Origin of the sequence: Amycolatopsis echigonensis, from assembly GCF_014174495.1 — a bacterium.
Lineage (GTDB): Bacteria > Actinomycetota > Actinomycetes > Mycobacteriales > Pseudonocardiaceae > Amycolatopsis > Amycolatopsis echigonensis.
In genome coordinates this window covers 57,319-73,511 of sequence record NZ_JACJHR010000006.1, presented here as the reverse complement: position 1 = coordinate 73,511, position 16,193 = coordinate 57,319, and the positions used below count along the sequence as shown (strand labels likewise).

15 protein-coding genes and 1 pseudogene are annotated in these 16,193 nt (G+C 69.9%); 5 read left to right on the top strand and 11 right to left on the bottom strand.

The window, feature by feature from the left end; all coding sequences use genetic code 11:
• Window position 1: 1 nt before the first annotated feature.
• Genes H5411_RS06305 through H5411_RS06285 form a run of 5 tightly spaced genes read right to left on the bottom strand, consistent with a single transcriptional unit; the run spans window position 2 to window position 4,983 of the window.
• Complete coding sequence (locus tag H5411_RS06305; RefSeq protein ID WP_183123239.1) at window positions 2-799, bottom strand: ATP-binding cassette domain-containing protein; 798 nt, start codon at window positions 797-799, stop codon at window positions 2-4.
• A complete protein-coding gene (locus H5411_RS06300) occupies window positions 796-1,593 on the bottom strand; it encodes an ATP-binding cassette domain-containing protein (RefSeq protein WP_183123238.1) in 798 nt (265 codons plus the stop codon). The genes H5411_RS06305 and H5411_RS06300 overlap by 4 nt, the downstream gene beginning before the upstream one ends.
• On the bottom strand, window positions 1,590-2,474 hold the full coding sequence (locus H5411_RS06295) for an ABC transporter permease (protein WP_183123237.1): 885 nt from the start codon (window positions 2,472-2,474) through the stop codon (window positions 1,590-1,592). The genes H5411_RS06300 and H5411_RS06295 overlap by 4 nt, the downstream gene beginning before the upstream one ends.
• Entirely contained in the window at window positions 2,471-3,442 is a 972-nt protein-coding gene (locus H5411_RS06290; RefSeq protein ID WP_183123236.1) for an ABC transporter permease, read from the bottom strand. Before H5411_RS06290 ends, H5411_RS06295 begins: the two co-directional genes overlap by 4 nt.
• Complete coding sequence (locus H5411_RS06285) at window positions 3,439-4,983, bottom strand: ABC transporter substrate-binding protein (protein ID WP_312877783.1); 1,545 nt, start codon at window positions 4,981-4,983, stop codon at window positions 3,439-3,441. Before H5411_RS06285 ends, H5411_RS06290 begins: the two co-directional genes overlap by 4 nt.
• 70 nt (window positions 4,984-5,053) lie before the next feature.
• Between H5411_RS06285 and H5411_RS06280 the strand changes: the two genes are divergently transcribed.
• Both H5411_RS06280 and H5411_RS06275 read left to right on the top strand, forming a co-directional pair.
• On the top strand, window positions 5,054-5,863 hold the full coding sequence (locus H5411_RS06280; protein ID WP_183123234.1) for an IclR family transcriptional regulator: 810 nt from the start codon (window positions 5,054-5,056) through the stop codon (window positions 5,861-5,863).
• The gene (locus H5411_RS06275; RefSeq protein WP_183123233.1) at window positions 5,853-6,851 is read left to right on the top strand and encodes a serine hydrolase domain-containing protein; all 999 of its coding nucleotides are present in this window, start codon (window positions 5,853-5,855) and stop codon (window positions 6,849-6,851) included. Before H5411_RS06280 ends, H5411_RS06275 begins: the two co-directional genes overlap by 11 nt.
• Here H5411_RS06275 and H5411_RS06270 read toward each other — a convergent pair.
• From H5411_RS06270 to H5411_RS06245, 6 genes are all read right to left on the bottom strand, one after another.
• The gene (locus tag H5411_RS06270; RefSeq protein WP_183123232.1) at window positions 6,848-7,072 is read right to left on the bottom strand and encodes a hypothetical protein; all 225 of its coding nucleotides are present in this window, start codon (window positions 7,070-7,072) and stop codon (window positions 6,848-6,850) included. The two genes, H5411_RS06275 and H5411_RS06270, sit on opposite strands and share 4 nt — an antisense overlap.
• A 399-nt stretch (window positions 7,073-7,471) precedes the next feature.
• Window positions 7,472-8,614 carry an L-talarate/galactarate dehydratase gene (locus tag H5411_RS06265; protein WP_183123231.1) on the bottom strand — a complete coding sequence of 381 codons (1,143 nt, stop codon included), beginning with the start codon at window positions 8,612-8,614 and terminating at the stop codon, window positions 7,472-7,474.
• Window positions 8,615-9,111: 497 nt separating this feature from the next.
• On the bottom strand, window positions 9,112-10,005 hold the full coding sequence (locus H5411_RS48355; protein ID WP_183123230.1) for a LysR family transcriptional regulator: 894 nt from the start codon (window positions 10,003-10,005) through the stop codon (window positions 9,112-9,114).
• 113 nt (window positions 10,006-10,118) lie between these two features.
• Window positions 10,119-10,292: a hypothetical protein gene (locus H5411_RS06255; protein ID WP_183123229.1), complete on the bottom strand. Its 174-nt coding sequence runs from the start codon at window positions 10,290-10,292 to the stop codon at window positions 10,119-10,121.
• 203 nt (window positions 10,293-10,495) lie between these two features.
• Window positions 10,496-10,972 (bottom strand): SitI3 family protein, encoded by a 477-nt coding sequence (locus tag H5411_RS06250; protein WP_183123228.1) that lies wholly within the window; start codon window positions 10,970-10,972, stop codon window positions 10,496-10,498.
• Between the two features lie 183 nt (window positions 10,973-11,155).
• The gene (locus H5411_RS06245) at window positions 11,156-12,271 is read right to left on the bottom strand and encodes a TetR/AcrR family transcriptional regulator (RefSeq protein ID WP_183123227.1); all 1,116 of its coding nucleotides are present in this window, start codon (window positions 12,269-12,271) and stop codon (window positions 11,156-11,158) included.
• Window positions 12,272-12,466: 195 nt separating this feature from the next.
• Between H5411_RS06245 and H5411_RS06240 the strand changes: the two genes are divergently transcribed.
• The 3 genes and pseudogenes from H5411_RS06240 (at window position 12,467) to H5411_RS06230 (ending at window position 16,169) form a co-directional block, all read left to right on the top strand.
• Window positions 12,467-13,333: an FAD binding domain-containing protein gene (locus tag H5411_RS06240; protein WP_183123226.1), complete on the top strand. Its 867-nt coding sequence runs from the start codon at window positions 12,467-12,469 to the stop codon at window positions 13,331-13,333.
• Window positions 13,330-13,743 (top strand): annotated as a pseudogene (locus H5411_RS06235) ((2Fe-2S)-binding protein); the annotation flags it as partial. The gene H5411_RS06240 and the pseudogene H5411_RS06235, both read left to right, overlap by 4 nt.
• A gap of 101 nt (window positions 13,744-13,844) precedes the next feature.
• Window positions 13,845-16,169, top strand: coding sequence for a xanthine dehydrogenase family protein molybdopterin-binding subunit (locus H5411_RS06230; protein ID WP_183123225.1), 2,325 nt, complete (start codon window positions 13,845-13,847; stop codon window positions 16,167-16,169).
• Window positions 16,170-16,193 lie beyond the last annotated feature (24 nt).

The window sequence follows — 16,193 nt, the reverse complement described above, 5'->3', positions numbered from 1 at the left end:
CTCACGAGGCCACCCGCCGGCGGGCTCGCGGGTCCGGGTTCGGCACCGCGTCCAGCAGGGTCCGCGTGTACTCGTGCTCCGGCGTGCGGAACAGCCGGTCCGCCGGGGCCAGCTCCACCACCTGCCCGGCGCACATCACCGCCACCCGGTCCGCGATCTGCTGCACCACGGCCAGGTTGTGCGACACGAACAGATAAGTCAGCCCGAACCGGCTCTGCAGGTCCGCGAGCAGCTCGAGAACCTGCGCCTGCACCGAGACGTCTAGCGCGCTCGTCGGCTCGTCCAGCACCACCAGCCGCGGCCGCACCGCCAGCGCCCGCGCGACCGAGATCCGCTGGCGCTGCCCGCCGGAGAACTCGTGCGGGTGGCGGTCCTGCATCCGCGGGGAAAGCCCGACCTCGGCGAGCAGTTCGCCGACGCGTTCCCGCAGCTTCGCCCGGCCGCGCCGGCCGCGCATCCCGCGCTCGTGCGTCACCAGCGGTTCGGCCACCACGTCGGTGATCCGCCACCGCGGATTCATGCTGGAGTAGGGATCCTGCAGCACGACCTGCATCTCCCGCCGCACCTTCCGCAGCTGCACGGCGGACATCGCGCACAGGTCCGCGCCGGCGAAGCGCACCGAACCGGCGCTCGGTTCTTCCAACCGCAGCAGCAACCGGGTCAGCGTCGTCTTCCCGGAGCCTGATTCCCCTACCACGGCAAGGGTTTCCCCGGCGTGCACGTCGAGGTCGACATCGTCCACCGCGGCCAGCGCGCCATACTGCTTGCGCAGCCCGCGCATCTCCACGAGATTCGTCATACCCGCTCCAGTTTCGGGGTCGCACGCAGCAGCTCGCGCGTGTAGTCCTCCTGCGGCTGCCCGAAAACCGGGACCACGTCGCCGGTTTCCACCACCTGTCCCGACCGCAGCACCACGACCCGGTCGGCGACCTCGGCGACGACGCCGAGATCGTGCGTGATGAGCACGATCGCCATGCCGTGCTGGCGCTGCAGGTCAACCAGGAGATCGAGAATCCGCGCCTGGACGGTCACGTCCAGCGCCGTCGTCGGTTCGTCCGCGATCAGCACCCGCGGCCGTCCGACGAGCGCCATCGCGATCATCACGCGCTGACGGAGCCCGCCGGACAGCTGGTGCGGGTACTGACCGGCTCGTCGCTCGGGATCGGGAATCCCGGCCTCCCGCAACGCTTCCACCGCCGCCGCGCGCGCCTGCGCCCGCGTCGCGCCCTGATGCCGGCGCAGCACCTCGGCCACCTGCGCGCCGACGCACTTGACCGGGTTCAGGCTGGTCATCGGGTCCTGGAACACCATCGCGACGTCGTTGCCGCGGATCCGCCGGAGTTCCTTCTCCGGCAGGCGAAGCACGTCGCGTCCGTCGAGGCGCACCTCTCCCCCGGCGTACACGCACGGCGGTTCCGGGTTGAGCCGCAGCACCGACAGCGCCGTCGCGGTCTTGCCGCTTCCCGATTCCCCCACCACCGCGAGGGTTTCCCCGGCGTCCACTGCGAAACTCACGCCGTCGGCGGCCAGCACGGTCCCGGTCGCGAGGCGGAATTCGATCCGCAGGTCGTCGATCTCCAGCAGAGCGCTCATGAGCGGTACGCCTTCGGGTCCGCGACGTCGCGCAGGACGTCGCCGGTCAGGTTGACAGACAGCGCGGTGAGCATCAGCGCCAGCCCCGGGAACACCGCGACCCACCACGACGTGCCGAGGTACAACTGCCCGTCGCTGAGCATCCCGCCCCAGGTCACGGTCTGCTTCGGCACGCCGAGGCCGAGGTAGCTCAGCGACGCCTCGGCCACGATCGCCGCCGCGACGTGCAGCGTGCCGATCGTGGCGAGCGGAGCCAGCACGTTCGGCAGCAGGTGCCGGCGCATGATGGTCCCGCCGCGCACGCCGATCGCCCGCGCCTCGGTGACGAACTCCCTGGTGCGCAAGGAAAGCACCTCGGACCGGATGACCCGGGCGTAGGACACCCAGCCGGTGAACCCGAGCACGAGCACGACGTACCACAGCCCGGAGCCGAGGAAGCCGACGACGGCGAGCGCGAGCAGGATCGACGGGAACGCGAGCTGGATGTCGGCGATCCGCATGAGGATCCGGTCGAACCAGCCGCCGAGATACCCGGCGACCAGCCCGATCGCCGCGCCGACGAGCCCGGCCAGCAGCGCCGCGCACACGCCCACGAGCAGCGAAACGCGGGCTCCGTAGAAGAGCCGGGACAGGATGTCGCGGCCGAGCTGATCGGTGCCGAGCAGGTGGGCGGAGGTGCCGCCGTGCGCCCATGCCGGCGGGTGGAGCCGCACCAGAAGGTCTTGCGCGCCCGGGTCGTACGGGGCGATCAGCGGCGCGAACACTGCGACCAGCACCATCAGCGCCAGGACGGTGATCGCGACGACGCCCAGCTTGCTGCGCAGCACCGCGCGCACGACGCTGGGCCGGGCGGTCGGGACGGCAACGGTCACGGCGGTCATGTGGTCACCCGTACCCTCGGATCGAGCAGCGTGTAGGACAGGTCGACAAGCAGGTTCACGACGACGAACGTGGCCGCGAAGAACAGCACGGCCGCTTGCACGAGCGGGAAATCGCGGTTCTGGATCGCCTCGACGGTCAACCGGCCGAGCCCCGGCCAGGAGAACACCTGCTCGGTGAGGATCGCGCCGCCGAGCAGAGTGCCGACTTCGAGCCCGACCACGGTGACCACCGGCAGCGCGGCGTTGCGCAGGCCGTGCGAGAGGACGACTCCGGCGGTGCCCATGCCTTTCGCCCGGGCGGTGCGGATGAAGTCCGAACCGAGCACGTCGATCAGCGACGACCGCAGCAGCCGGGCGATCACCGCGACCGAGTACACCGCGAGCGTGACCGCGGGCAGGATCAGGTGCTCCAGCCCGCCGTACCCGGACGCGGGCAACACCTGCCACTGCACGGCGAACACCAGGATCAGCAGGATGCCGACCCAGAACGCGGGCGTCGACTGTCCGATGAGGACACCGGTCATCACGCCGGAATCGCCCGCGCGGCCCCGCCTCGTCGCCGCGTAGGTGCCCGCCGGAACGGCGATCGCCAGCGCGACCAGCAGCGCGGCCCCGGCGAGTTCGAGCGTTGCCGGCACGCGCGAGAACAGGACCTCCGAGACCGGCTGGTCGTAGACGAGCGACGTGCCCAGCCTCAGACGCGGCAGCCCGCCGAGGTAGTCGAGGTACTGCGCGAGCAGCGGCCGGTCCAGGCCGAGGCTCGCCCGCAGGGCCGCCTCCTGGTGCGCGGTCGCGTCCGGCGGGAGGATCAGCTTCACCGGATCGCCGGAGAGCCGGACGAGGAAAAACGCCGCGGTGGCCACGAAAAACAGCACGACGACGGCGGTCGCCACCTTGGTCGCGACCGCGCGCAGCACCCCGGTCCCGGCCGCGGCCGGGCGGGAGACGGGGACGGCCGAGGCGGTCACGAGGCCACCTGCGCCCGAGCCATGGCGAGCAGGCCGACGACGCCCGGCTGCCACCGCGGTCGCGTGTTGACCGCGTAGACGGTGTCGATCTGGTAGAGGAACACGAACGGCGCCTCCTGGTTCAGAAGATGCTGGAGGTCGGTGAACGCCCGCTGCCGTTCGGCGGGCACGAGCGACTGCTCCTCGGCGTCCACGAGCCGGTCGGCTTCGGAGTTGCGCCAGCGGCTTTGCCTGCGGTCGTGGCGGACGTTGGACTGCACAAGGCTTTCCGCGTCGAGCGTCCAGCCGGTGCTCGCGGCGAGGTAGATCGGGCCGAGCGCCCCGCGGTTGTTCGAGGTCAGGCGGCTGCTGTAGGTGCCGGCGTCGACCAGTTCCACCCGAGCGCGCACTCCGGCGCGGGCGAGCAGGCCGGAGATCGCCTCGGCCGTGTTGGCGTCCGCGGTCTGTGCGGTGAGCGTGGTGTCGAAGCCGTTCGGGTAGCCGGCCTCGGCGAGGAGCCGTTTCGCGAGGCCGACGTCGCGGGCGTACGGCCGGATCGACGGGTCGAAGCCGAACGCTTCGCGCGGGAACATCGTCGGCACCTCGCGGGCCTTGCCGTCGAGCACCGCGCTGATCAGCAGCGGCACGTCGACGGCGTGGTTGAGCGCCCGGCGCACGCGCACGTCGCGCAGCGGGCCGGCGGTGGTGTCGAGCGACAGGTAGGACGTGCGGATGCCCGGGTAGTGCCGGATCTCGACGCCGCGGTACCCCTGGATCTGCAGGGCGGCGTCCGGGGTCAGGTTCGCGACGATGTCGACCTGGTCGCTCTGCAGCGACGCCAGCGCCGACGACGGGTCCGGCATCGGCAGGAACACCAGCTCGTCGAACGTCGGTTTCCCGCCCCAGTACTCGGAATTCGCGCGCATCCGCGTCTGGTGGTCGCGCTGGAACTCGACGAAGGCGAACGGCCCGGTACCGACCGGATGCTTCGCGAAGCCGGCGCTGCCGACCTGCCGGAGGTAGTTCGGCGGCACGACAACCCCGCCGAACAGCGACACTTTCGCCGGCAGGATCGGGTCCGGTTCGCTGAGGTGCAGGTCGACGGTCAGGTCGTCGACGACCGTCGCCTTCTTGACATAGCGCAGCTCGACGATCGGCGATTTCGTCGCCGGGTCCAGCAGCCGTTGCACGCTGAACGCGACCGCGTGCGCGTCGCAGGGCTCGCCGTTGTGGAAGCGCACGCCGGGCCGCAGCCGGAACCGCCAGGTCAGCCGGTCGAGCGAGGACCAGGACAGCGCGAGGCCCGGGGCGAGCTGGTTGTCCGGTCCGCGCGTGGTGAGCGTGTCGAACAGGTTGATCAGGACGTTCATCGAGGTCAGGTCGCCCTGTTTCTGCGGGTCCAGCGTCTTCGGGTCGGCGGTCTGGGCGACGCGCAGCACGCGGCCGGGACTGCCGGTCGCGGTGGCGCACGCGGCGAGCGCGGCGGGCAGGGCAAGCGCGGGCAGCGTGAGCCCGGCCAGCCGGAGCGCCGTGCGGCGGGACAGGCGAGGAGGTGGGGCCACGGGGTCTTCCTTTCCGTGGGATGACATCTCATTCCGTCAGATGGAACGCGATTGCGCTAAGGTAGGCGGCGTGAAGAACGCTGTCAACGGTCCGCCCGGCACCGGACGGACCGAGCCCCGCGGTGCCGTCGACAAGGCCCTCGAGGTCCTCTCCGCGCTGTCGCGACCGGGCGGCCCGCACCGGCTCGCCGACCTCGCCGAGGCCTGCGACCTGCCGAAACCGACCACGCACCGGATGCTGCAGACATTCTCCGAGGCCGGGTTCGCGGTCGGGCTCGGCGGCGGCCGCTACACCGTCGGACCCCGGCTGCTGGGGATGTCGGCGGCGGTGCTCGCCGCACGTCCGGCGATCCGGCCGATCCTCGCCGACCTGCGGCGGCGGACCGGGCACACCGTGCACTACGCGGTGCGGCACGCGGACCGCGCGGTCTACGTGGACAAGCTCGAACCGGACCAGGCGTACCGGCTCAACACCCGTCCCGGCGGCGAGGTCCCGCTCTACTGCACCGGAGTCGGCCGCGCGATCCTTTCCCGGCTGTCGCCGCCAGAAGTCGCTGCCGTGCTCGACGCCGCGCGGCTGCGCGCCCGCACGCCGAAGACCGTCACGGATCCGGCGGAAATCCGGGCGTCCCTGACCACTGTGGACACTCTCGGGTACGTCGTGGACGACGAGCAGCACGAGCAGCACGTCCGTTGTGTCGCCGCTCCCGTGCTGGCCGCGGACGGACAGGTGGCGGGTGCGGTCAGCGTGGCCGGATTGACGTTCACCTTGCCGCCCGACAGTTTCCCGACACTCGGTCCGCTGGTCGCCGAGGCGGCGAACCGGATTTCGGCGGCGCTGAGCAGTGCGCCGGTCCGGTCGGTGCCGGATGACGACTGAGCTGGCCGAAATCCTGGCGCGCGGCCGGGAGAATCGCGTCTATTCCGCCGCCGCGTGGTCGGTCGGCACCGCGGACGGCGTGCTCGACCGGGGCATGCTCGGCACGCTGTGGCGGGACGGCCCCGCGGTCGCGGCGAACAGCCGATGGGATCTGGCTTCGGTGACGAAACCAGTCGTCGGGATGGTCGTCGGCGCACTCGCCGACCGGGGCTCGTTGTCCTTCGACGACCCGGTTTCCCGGTACCTGCCGTCGTACTCGGCCGAAATCACGGTCCGGCAGCTGCTGACGCACACGTCCGGGCTGCCAGGCGGAACTCCGTTGTGGCGCACCCATTCCACCCGTACCGACCTGCTCGAAGCGATCCGTGTCGGGCCGCGTCGCACTGACGGACAGGTGGAGTACTCGTCGCAGGGCTTCATCCTCCTCGGCTTGGTCGCCGAAGCCGCCGGAGGCGTCCCCCTGGACCAGCTCGTCGCCAACCTGGTCAGCACGCCCGCCGGCCTCGCCTCGACCGGCTTCGGACCGGTCGCGGACGCCGTCGCCACCGAGGACTGCCCCTGGCGCGGACACGTCGTCCGCGGCGAGGTGCACGACGAGAACGCCGTGGTGCTAGGCGGAATTTGCGGCCACGCCGGCCTGTTCTCCACGCTGTCGGATATGGAGCGCTGGGCACAGCTTCTCGCCGCGGGCGCCGCTCCCCTGCTCAAACCTGAGACGCACGCCGAGATGATCGCTTGTCAGACCCCCGGGCTGAACCTGCGCCGCGGCCTCGCCTGGCAGTGCCTGGACGTGCCCGGCTCCCCGGTGGGCACCGAGCTGGCACCGGATTCGTACGGGCACACGGGATTCACCGGAACCAGCGTGTGGTTCGAACCCGGCCGGGGCCGGTACTATGTCCTCCTCACCAACCGTGTCCACCCCACCCGCGCGACGACCGGGATCGAAACGGTGCGCCGAGATTTCCACTCCGCGGCTGTGCGGCTCTAGGCTGGAACCCAGTCCACCGGCTCGGTGTTCGACAACGTCTCCGCCATCCGTTCGGCGAGGCGCAGGGCCCTGCGGTCGTCGAACCGTCCTCCTTGGACGGTCAGCCCGACCGGAAGACCTGCCGCCGGAGTGGCCATGCAGCTCAACGGCTGGTCCACGCCGCAGATGGCCCGGAAATACGGAGCAAGCGCTGTGACTCCGCCCCGCATCAGCGTCCGCAACGCTTCGAGACTATTCCCGTTGGCCGGAAGCCTTACCAAGGGACAGAACGGGCCGCCGCGTCTCGCGAGCAACCCGGCGCGGGCCGTCGACCACGACGCTCCAAGTTGGCCAGAGCGTCCCACCGGTACACACGGCATCGAACGAACGACGCAGGCACAGCCAGGCGTCGCTCCGCCGCCAACAAGCTCAAAAATGTCGCTCAACCTCGACGGACAACCCACAGCGGAACCAATCGAACACGATTCTTCTAACGCCGCGAACATACGAATCCGCGCACAAAGAAGTTCGTTTTTTCGCGCCGCCCGGCCGCTAGGCCAACAATGTGCTTGCCGTCAACTGTGCCGCCTTCGGGCCGCACCACCGGTACCGCACTACCGACGACAGTTGTCGCGCACTCTTTACCGAGCATTACCGATCGTAACGGTGTCGGTGGTCCAAGCGCGGGCCTGCTCGCTCAGGGTGATACCGAGGCCCGGCCGCTCCGACAGATGCATCCGGCCCTCGCTGATTTCCAGCCGCTCGTTGAACAACGGGTACAGCCAGTCGAAATGCTCGACCCACGGCTCGTGCGGGTAGGCCGCGGCCAGGTGCACGTGGATCTCCATGGCGAAATGCGGGGCCAGTTGCAGATTCCGGTGCTCGGCCAGCGTTGCCAGCCGGAGGAACTGCGTGATGCCGCCGATACGCGGCGCGTCCGGCTGGAGGATGTCGGCGGCAGCGTGGCGGATCAACTCGTAATGCTCGGCGACGCTGGTCAGCATTTCGCCGGTGGCCACCGCGGTGGTCAGCGACCGCGCCAGTTCGGCATGCCCTTCGGCGTCGTAGGCGTCCAGCGGTTCCTCGATCCAGATCAGGCCGAACTCTTCCAGTGCGCGGCCGGCCCGCATCGCGGTCGGCCGGTCCCATTGCTGGTTCGCGTCCACCATCAGCGGGACCGCGTCGCCGAGATGCTCGCGGATCGCGGCCACGCGACGCAGGTCCTCGGCCAGGTCCGGCTGGCCGACCTTGATCTTGATGCCGCCGACGCCGGATTCGAGCGTGCGCGTGGCGTTGTCCTTGATCTGCTCGACCGGCTCGTGCAGAAACCCGCCCGAGGTGTTGTAGCAGCGCACCGAATCGCGGTGCGCGCCCAGCAGTTTTGCCAGCGGCAGTCCGGCACGCTTGGCCTTCATGTCCCAGAGCGCGACGTCGATTGCCGCCAGCGCCTGCGTGGCGGCGCCGCTGCGGCCGACGGAGGCTCCCGACCAAGTCAGTTTGGTCCACAACCTGCCGATATCGCTGGGGTCTTCGCCGATCAAGTCGGGCGCGACCTCACGCGCGTGCGCGAACTGAGCGGGCCCACCCGCCCGCTTCGAATAGCTGAAGCCGACTCCCTCGGCACCGGACTCGGCGGTGATCTCCGCGAAGAGGAAGACCACTTCGGTCATCGGACGTTGCCTGCCGGTCAGAACTTTAGCATCGCTGATCCCGGTCGGCAGCGGAAGAGTCACCGAGGACAGCTTGACCGAGGAGATCCGGTCGAGCACAGCGGACGGGGACATGAGCACTCCTCAGCTAAGGGCCAGCGGGCCAAGCACGATCGATCGGGTTTGTACCGCGCCACTGGGGCCGGATCCAGGGCATGGTTGTGTCGTCGTAGCTGCGGAGCCTGCGCGCTCGAAAGCACATTCGCATGCGGCGGCCGCCTCCGGGCGGTTGAACGCGGCTCCGGCCTCGAGGGGCGGACAGCCTGTCGCCGAACTGGTCACCCGTCGACAGGCCGGGTACGCGCCGTGCGGGTCGAGCAGCGCGGTTCGGTGTCCTGATACGTCACCGGCGGCGCAAGCGGCTCCATGGTCCGTTCCTCGACGGCGACATCGGGCGGCATAGGCGTCACAGTGGTCGTCCTCTTGGCTTCCAGTAGCTATGCACGGTGTGCGTTCACAGGCACCGTAAGCGTCGAGATCGATGCTTGTCCAAGTGCCGTTTCGCATCATGCAATACCTGTAAGGTATCGCTGAGCCTCGTTCGCTGCTGCCTTTGAAGACCGCACAACCGGTCACGGGAGCGGGGCGAATCCCCTCAACACCTCCAGCGCACGCCACAGTGCCGGGTTCGGGGAGTCCCGTCGCCACAGCAGATGCAGTTCGGCGGGCTGCGGCACCGCGGTCGCCAGCCGGACGAAACCCACGCCGGGAACGGACAGCCGCGCCGCCGAGGCGGGCACGAAGGCGATCCCGCGCCCCGCCGCGACCAGCCAGAGCATGGTCAGCACCTGGCTGACCGCGTGCACCGTGTTCTGGCGCGCGAGCGGCACGATGCCGACCACCAGGTCGTGGAAGTACCTGGCTTCGACGGGAGAATGCATGATCACCGGCTCGTCGCTCACGTCGTCAGCGTTCACGTCGCGGCCGAGCTCGAGCAGCCGGTCTCCGGCGGGTGCAGCGACCAGCATTTCCTCGCGGTGCAACAAGTGCGAACTGAACGTCTTGTGGTCGAACGGCGGGCGCGCGAGACCGAGATCGATCTCTTCGTTGCGCAGAGCGGAGACCTGCTCCCCGGTGACCATCTCGTAGAGGCCGAGGTCAACTTCGGGCAGTTCCGCGCTGAGCCGGTTCAGCAGCATGCCGAGCGTGCCGTAGGTCGATGCCGCGGTGAAGCCGATGCGCACCATTCCGGTCGATCCCGAAGACACCCGGCGGGCCAGATCAGGCGCGGCGTCGGCGAGCGAGAGCAGCCTGCGAGCTTCGAGCAGAAACACTTCGCCAGCCGCGGTCAACTCCACGCGGCGGTTGTCCCGGACCAGCAACTGCGCGCCCACTGCCCGCTCCAGCTTCTGAACCTGCCTGCTCAACGGCGGCTGGGTCATCTTCAGCCTGGCCGCCGCGCGACCGAAGTGCAGCTCGTCCGCGACCGCGACAAACCCACGCAGCTGTTCCAGCGTGAAAGCCATGCACTGACGGTATCAATCGACGCGTCATGAGATCTGTACTGGCATCAAATGACCCGCACGCGCCCGTACCTCACAGTCGATCCGCTTGTCGATGCGACCGGAGCTGCCTGCGGCTACGCGTCGGAGAACCCGCTGACCTTCACCGATCCCTCCGGTCTCTGCGGCCCGGCGGGCAGTCCGGCGCGAAGCTCAGCAGTGACGAGCAGGGTGCCGTCGACGCCAAGAACGCGGGCCAGCCTGATGATCAGAAGGCTTACAAGCGGGCGCAGCAAAACGGTATCGACCACCCACCGACGAAACTTCACTGACTCCTGCGCGCCGCTCGTGGCAGGCTAACGCACACTCGGACTATTCACCGCCCTCGCGGCGCCGTACGGACACGCCCACCCTGAGTTTATGGGTCGCGGAAGCCCCCGAGCCGCACTGAGTCCGTCCGAAACTTGCGCCCGTCGACCTGCCTGAACGACGTCGCGAGAGCACTCCGTCATTGTCAGTCATTCGAGGGTATAGGTCGTCGATTGCAGGGCTGAGGGAGCAGGGCGAGACGTTCAGGGGTCCAGAAGTCGTCGGCTTGGTTGACGTCGATGACGCCGTTCTTTCGGACGAGCCAGAGGACGTCGAGGCCGCTCATGAGCGCGTCGCCGGGAAGGCTGGCCAGGATTTGCCCGACCAGTGCGATGAAATCGTCTTCCTGTTCGAGTAGCTGGTCGTCTGTGTCCAGCCGGATTACCATACGGACCCGGGTGGTGATTCCCAGCTCCGTGATCTCAGGCTGCCATGGTTCGGGAGGGGTGGGCCGGATGCGGCTCCATGAGTTGCGTGTGGTCGTCGCTCCGCCACCGGCCAGCTGCTCGAGTTCGAGGTCGGGCGGGTAAAGCCCCAGTCGTTGCCCGATAAGGGTCGTCTCGCGGGCGAATTGTTCGGCTGAGAGGTCTGTCGACAGGCCGAGACCGTAGCTGATTGCCATGGTTCCTGTTTCAGTTCGGGTTGCGCGTACATTGCGTCGATGTCGAGTGTGCTGCGCGTAGGAAGTGACCTCCGGGTCGTCGACCGTCGCCAGGCAGATCTCTCCGAGCGACAGGTCTGCTTCGCCACCGGTGGAAACCAGGACCGCGAAGCCCGGCCGCGTTGATCCCCCGCGGCCCCGCCGTTACTCCGCACCGGCCGCGGACAAGGATTTCTCCAGCGTTCCCAGCAGCCTGGCCAATGCCGCCCGCTCGCCCGGCTCCATCTCGCCCAGGAGTTCGTTCTCCCGGGGGAAATGCGCGTTCGCCACGCGGTCGACGAGGTCGAGGCCGCTTTCGGTCAGCCGGAGGTGGACGATCCGGCGGTCCTGGTCGATCCGTTCGCGCACGATCAGGCCCGCCCGTTCCAGCCGGTCGGCGCGCTGGGTCACTCCGCTCGGGCTGACCAGCGCCGATTCGGCGATCTCGCCGACGGTGCGGCGGTACGGGGCGCCCGCGCGGCGCAGGCCGGTCAGCACGTCGAACGCCGCGAGGTTGATCCCGTGCTCCTCGACGATCCGGCTCACCGACGCGCGGTAGAGGACCGAACACCGGTGCAGCCGCCCGAAAACCGCCGACGCGGACACGTCCAGACCGGGCGATTCGCTCCGCCACTCCGCCAGGATGTGGTCGACGGCGTCCGCTGCCGGGGCGTGCGCGCGGTCCAGCGCCGCCGACAGCGCCTCGGCGAAGTACGGAGCGAACACCTCGCTCGGCACCGAGCGCGCGGGTTCGTGCGCGAACAGATACCGCTCCATCACCACCCCGAACAGCACGCTGCGCACGACCGCGATCCGCTCGCGCGCATCGGGCACCCCCGTAAGCAAGGCCGCCAAGGGCACGGTGACCTGGTCGTCGAGGATGGCGCGCAGCCGTTCGGCGCTGGGCGCGTGCGTGACTGCCGAGCGGATCAGCGCGACCCACGGGTGCTCCGCCGGCGTGTGGTCCCACCGTTGCAGATAAGCCTCGGCCAGCGCGCGGGGCAGGTGCGCCGGACCGTCCGCGGCTGCGCCGACGATGTCGACGGCGATCCCCGTGCCGCCGCCGACGACCGCACGGAACAGCCCGTCCTTCGACCCGAAGTACGCGAGCACCGACCCCGCCGTCACGCCTGCTTCGACCGCGATCTCGCGCAAGGTGGCGGCCTCGTACCCGCGCGCGGCGAACAATCGGCGGGCGGCGTCCAGGACGGCACGCCGGTTTCCCGCGGGATCCTGGGCCCGGCCGCGCCCGGCGGGCGGCAGGACCTCCTCGGTGCTCATGCCGGTCATCCTAACTCTGAACATCCGTTCAAACTGAGTACGGCCATACCGCTGAGCCAACCATGCCGGTAGACCGGCATTTCCCGAGCAAAGCAACGAATCTTGCTCGCCCGCCACAGCAGACGGACCCTTGCCAAGCGGAACCTTCGGTGTAACTATCTTAGGACTCAATCACTTAGGGATGAGAGGGTCAGCGTGAAACCGAGCCCCTTCGACTACGTCGCCCCGGACACCGTCGCGGAGGCCATTGCCCTGATCTCCGGCGACGTCCGCGAGGCCAAGGTGCTGGCCGGCGGCCAATCCCTGGTCCCGATGCTGTCGATGCGGCTGGCCCGCCCCGAACTGCTGGTCGACATCACCCGGATTCCCGGCCTCGGCGAGCACCGCGTCGGACCCGGCGGCGAGCTGCGGATCGGTGCCGCGGTCCGGCAGGCGACCGCCGCTGCCGACCCGGAGCTGCGCACCGGCTGGCCGTTGCTCGCGGCCGCGATCGACCACATCGGACACCCGCAGATCCGCCATCGCGGCACGGTGTGCGGCAGCCTGGCCCACCACGACCCGGCCGCCGAACTGCCGGCCGCCGCGACCGCGCTCGACGCCCGGTTCGTCCTCGCCGGACCGGCCGGGACCCGCACGGTGCCCGCGGCCGAGTTCTTCGTCGCCACCTTCGAGACCGCCCTCGCCGACGACGAACTGCTCACCGAGGTCGTCTTTCCCGCGCAGTCGCCCGGACGGGGCTGGGCGTTCGAGGAGCTCACACGGCGGCACGGGGATTTCGCCACCGTCGGCGTGTGCGTCGTGCTCGACCGGACCGCGGACATCGCCTCGGCAGTCCGGATCGTCTTCTGCGGAGCCGGAGCCACCCCGGTGCGCTTCCCGCCCGCCGAAACCGTCCTGACCGGTGCCCGGCTCGATGCCGGCACGCTCGCCGACGCCGCGGCAGCCGTGCGCGAGCACCTGAATCCACCCGGCGATGTCCACGCGAGCGCCGACTATCGCCGCGAAGCCGCCGCCCATCTCCTGACCCGCGCCGTCACGACCGCCTGGGAGCGCACCCGATGAACACTCCACCTCTGGCCGAGCCTTCGGCCTGGCACTCCGTCACACTGACGGTCAACGGAAAACCCATTGCGGCGCAAGTGGAATCACGGCTCCTGCTGTCGGACTTCCTCCGCGACCGGCTGCGCCTGACGGGCACCCACGCCGGATGCGAACACGGCGTCTGCGGCTCGTGCACCGTCCTCGTCGACGGTGCGCCTGTGCGCTCCTGCCTCACTTTCGCCGTGCAATGCGAAGGCGCGGACATCCGCACCGTCGAAAGTCTCGCGTCCGACGACGGCCCGCTCGCCCCGGTCCAGCAGGCCTTCCACGAACGCCATGGAATGCAGTGCGGCTACTGCACACCGGGTTTCCTCATGACCACGACCGCGTTGACCGAGGCCGGCACCCGTCCGTCCGCAAAGGAGGTCGCCGACGCGCTCAGCGGGCATCTGTGCCGTTGCACCGGCTACCGCAACATCCGGCGCGCGGTCACGGAAGCCCTCGACGCGCGGTTCGGAGAGGAGTCCCCGCGATGGCGAACTGGATCGGCCGTTCGCTGCCCCGCGTCGAGGACGATCGGCTGCTGCGCGGACAAGGCCGCTACGTCGACGACCTCGAACTGCCGAACGCGCTGGAGGCGGCGTTCCTGCGCAGCCCCGAAGCACACGCGCGGATCGTTTCCGTCGACGTGTCGGCAGCGCTGTCCGCGCCCGGCGTCGCAGCGGTCTGGACCGGCGACGATCTGGCCGGCCTCGCGCCGTTGCTCAACCGGGAAGAACTGCGCACGCCGCCCGGCCTGGCCGACCTGGTCGACCCGCTCGTGCGGATGACGCCGATGCCGTTGCTCGCCGCCGAAAAAGTCGCGTACGTCGGCCAGCCGGTGGCCGTCGTGTTCGCCGAGAACCGATACCTCGCCGAGGACGCGCTCGAACTGATCGCCGTGCGGTACGAGCCGCTGCCCGTCGTGGTCGACCCGGACGAGGCCCGAAAACCGGACGCGCCAAGGATTCACGACGAACTCCCGGACAACGTCGCGGTCGCGGCCACGACCCGCGTCGGCGATCCCGGCGCCGCGTTCCGCGACGCGCACACCGTGATCCGCGAGGAGTTCCATGCCCACCGGTACGTCGCGTCGCCGATCGAAACCCGCGCCGTCGCCGCACACGTCGATCCGTACCGGGGCGAACTGACCGTCTGGTCGGGCACGCAGACGCCGCACCGGCTGCGCGATTCGATCGCACGGACGCTCGGACTGGACCCGCAAGACGTGCGCGTTCTCGCCGTGGACGTCGGCGGCGGCTTCGGGCAGAAGGGAATCTTATACGTCGAAGAGCTGATCGTCCCGCATGCCGCACGGCGGCTCGGCCGGGCGGTCCGCTGGCGCGAGGACCGCAACGAGAACCTGACCGCGTCGTCGCACGCCCGCGAGCAGATCCACCGCATCGAACTCGCCGCCGACGCGGACGGGCGACTGCTGGCCGTGCGCGACAAGATCACCGTCAACTTCGGCGCTTACAACATGACCGGCCTGGTCGTGCCGTACAACTCGCTGTGCCACCTGCTCGGCCCGTACCGGGTGCCCGCCGTCGACCTCGACGTCGCCGGCGTGCTGACGAACACGACGTTCTCGACCCCCTACCGGGGTGCGGGGCGGCCGGAGGCGGTGTTCGCGATGGAACGCGCGATGGACCGGCTCGCCGTCGCGCTCGGCCTCGAACCCGCTGAACTCCGCGCGCGAAACCTCGTGCAGCCCGGCGAAATGCCGTACCGGACCGGGCTGGTCGACCGGTCCGGCGCACCACAGATCTACGACTCCGGCGATTTTCCCGAACTGCTGCGGCGCGCTGTCGCGAAGATCGATCTGCCCGCCGTCCGGGCACGCCAGCGCGGCGCGGCCGGCGGGAAACGCGTCGGCGTCGGGTTCGCGATGTACATCGAGGCCACCGGGCTCGGGCCGTTTGAAACCGCACGGATCGAGGTCACGCCCGCCGGACGGGTCAAGCCGGCGATCGGCACGCCGTCGCAGGGCCAGGGCCATCGCACGTCGATGGCCCAGATCGCCGCGGACGCGCTCGGCGTGCCGCCCGGCCTGATCGACGTCGTCGGCGGCGACACGGCGGCGACGCCGTTCGGGGTCGGCACCATCGCCAGCCGGGCGCTCGTGAATGCCGGCAACGCCACCCATCGAGCCGGAAAGCTCGTGCGGGACAAGGCATTGGCCGCCGCGGCCCAGCGGCTCGAGGTGGCCGTGGCCGACCTCGACCTGGCCGACGGGGTGTTCACCGTGCGAGGCACTCCCGCCGGCCCGTCGCTGACTCTCGCGGAACTGGCCGCCGGGGCACCGCTGCTCGGAGACGGTCCCGCCGAACTGTCCGAGACCGTCCACTTCCGCCCGCCGGGCTTCGCCGTCGCGAGCGGCGCGCACGCGGTCCTGGTCGAGGTGGACGAACGGACCGGCGAGGTGGAGATCCGGAAGTACGTCGTCGTCCACGACGCGGGCGCCATCGTCAACCCGGCGATCGCCGAGGGCCAGCTGACCGGCGGCGTCGCCCAAGGCATCGGCGGCGCCCTGTACGAAGAGATGATCTACGGACCGGACGGCCAGCCCCGCACCGCGACCTACCTCGACTACCTGGTTCCGACGTCGTCCGAGATTCCCGACCTGGACCTCGACGAACTCCACTCCCCCAGTCCGATGAACGACCTCGGGGTGAAGGGCCTGGGCGAAGGCGGCGCGATCGCACCGCAGGCCGTGCTCGCGAACGCGGTCGAAGACGCCCTGCGCCCGCACGGCGTGGTGATCCGCCGCGGCCCGCTGTCCCCGAGCCGGATCCGCGACCTGCTGCGGTCCGCCTGACCCCCCCCAAGACCAGGAAGACCA

Bases quoted from the DNA above. Each gene is read 5' to 3' on its own strand.
- H5411_RS06295 (WP_183123237.1), bottom strand. From the start codon at position 2,474: ATGACCGCCGTGACCGTTGCCGTCCCGACCGCCCGGCCCAGCGTCGTG.
- H5411_RS06245 (WP_183123227.1), bottom strand. From the start codon at position 12,271: ATGAGCACCGAGGAGGTCCTGCCGCCCGCCGGGCGCGGCCGGGCCCAG.
- H5411_RS06300 (WP_183123238.1), bottom strand. From the start codon at position 1,593: ATGAGCGCTCTGCTGGAGATCGACGACCTGCGGATCGAATTCCGCCTC.
- H5411_RS06250 (WP_183123228.1), bottom strand. From the start codon at position 10,972: ATGGCAATCAGCTACGGTCTCGGCCTGTCGACAGACCTCTCAGCCGAA.
- H5411_RS06305 (WP_183123239.1), bottom strand. From the start codon at position 799: ATGACGAATCTCGTGGAGATGCGCGGGCTGCGCAAGCAGTATGGCGCG.
- H5411_RS06230 (WP_183123225.1), top strand. From the start codon at position 13,845: ATGGCGAACTGGATCGGCCGTTCGCTGCCCCGCGTCGAGGACGATCGG.
- H5411_RS06265 (WP_183123231.1), bottom strand. From the start codon at position 8,614: ATGTCCCCGTCCGCTGTGCTCGACCGGATCTCCTCGGTCAAGCTGTCC.
- H5411_RS48355 (WP_183123230.1), bottom strand. From the start codon at position 10,005: ATGGCTTTCACGCTGGAACAGCTGCGTGGGTTTGTCGCGGTCGCGGAC.
- H5411_RS06275 (WP_183123233.1), top strand. From the start codon at position 5,853: ATGACGACTGAGCTGGCCGAAATCCTGGCGCGCGGCCGGGAGAATCGC.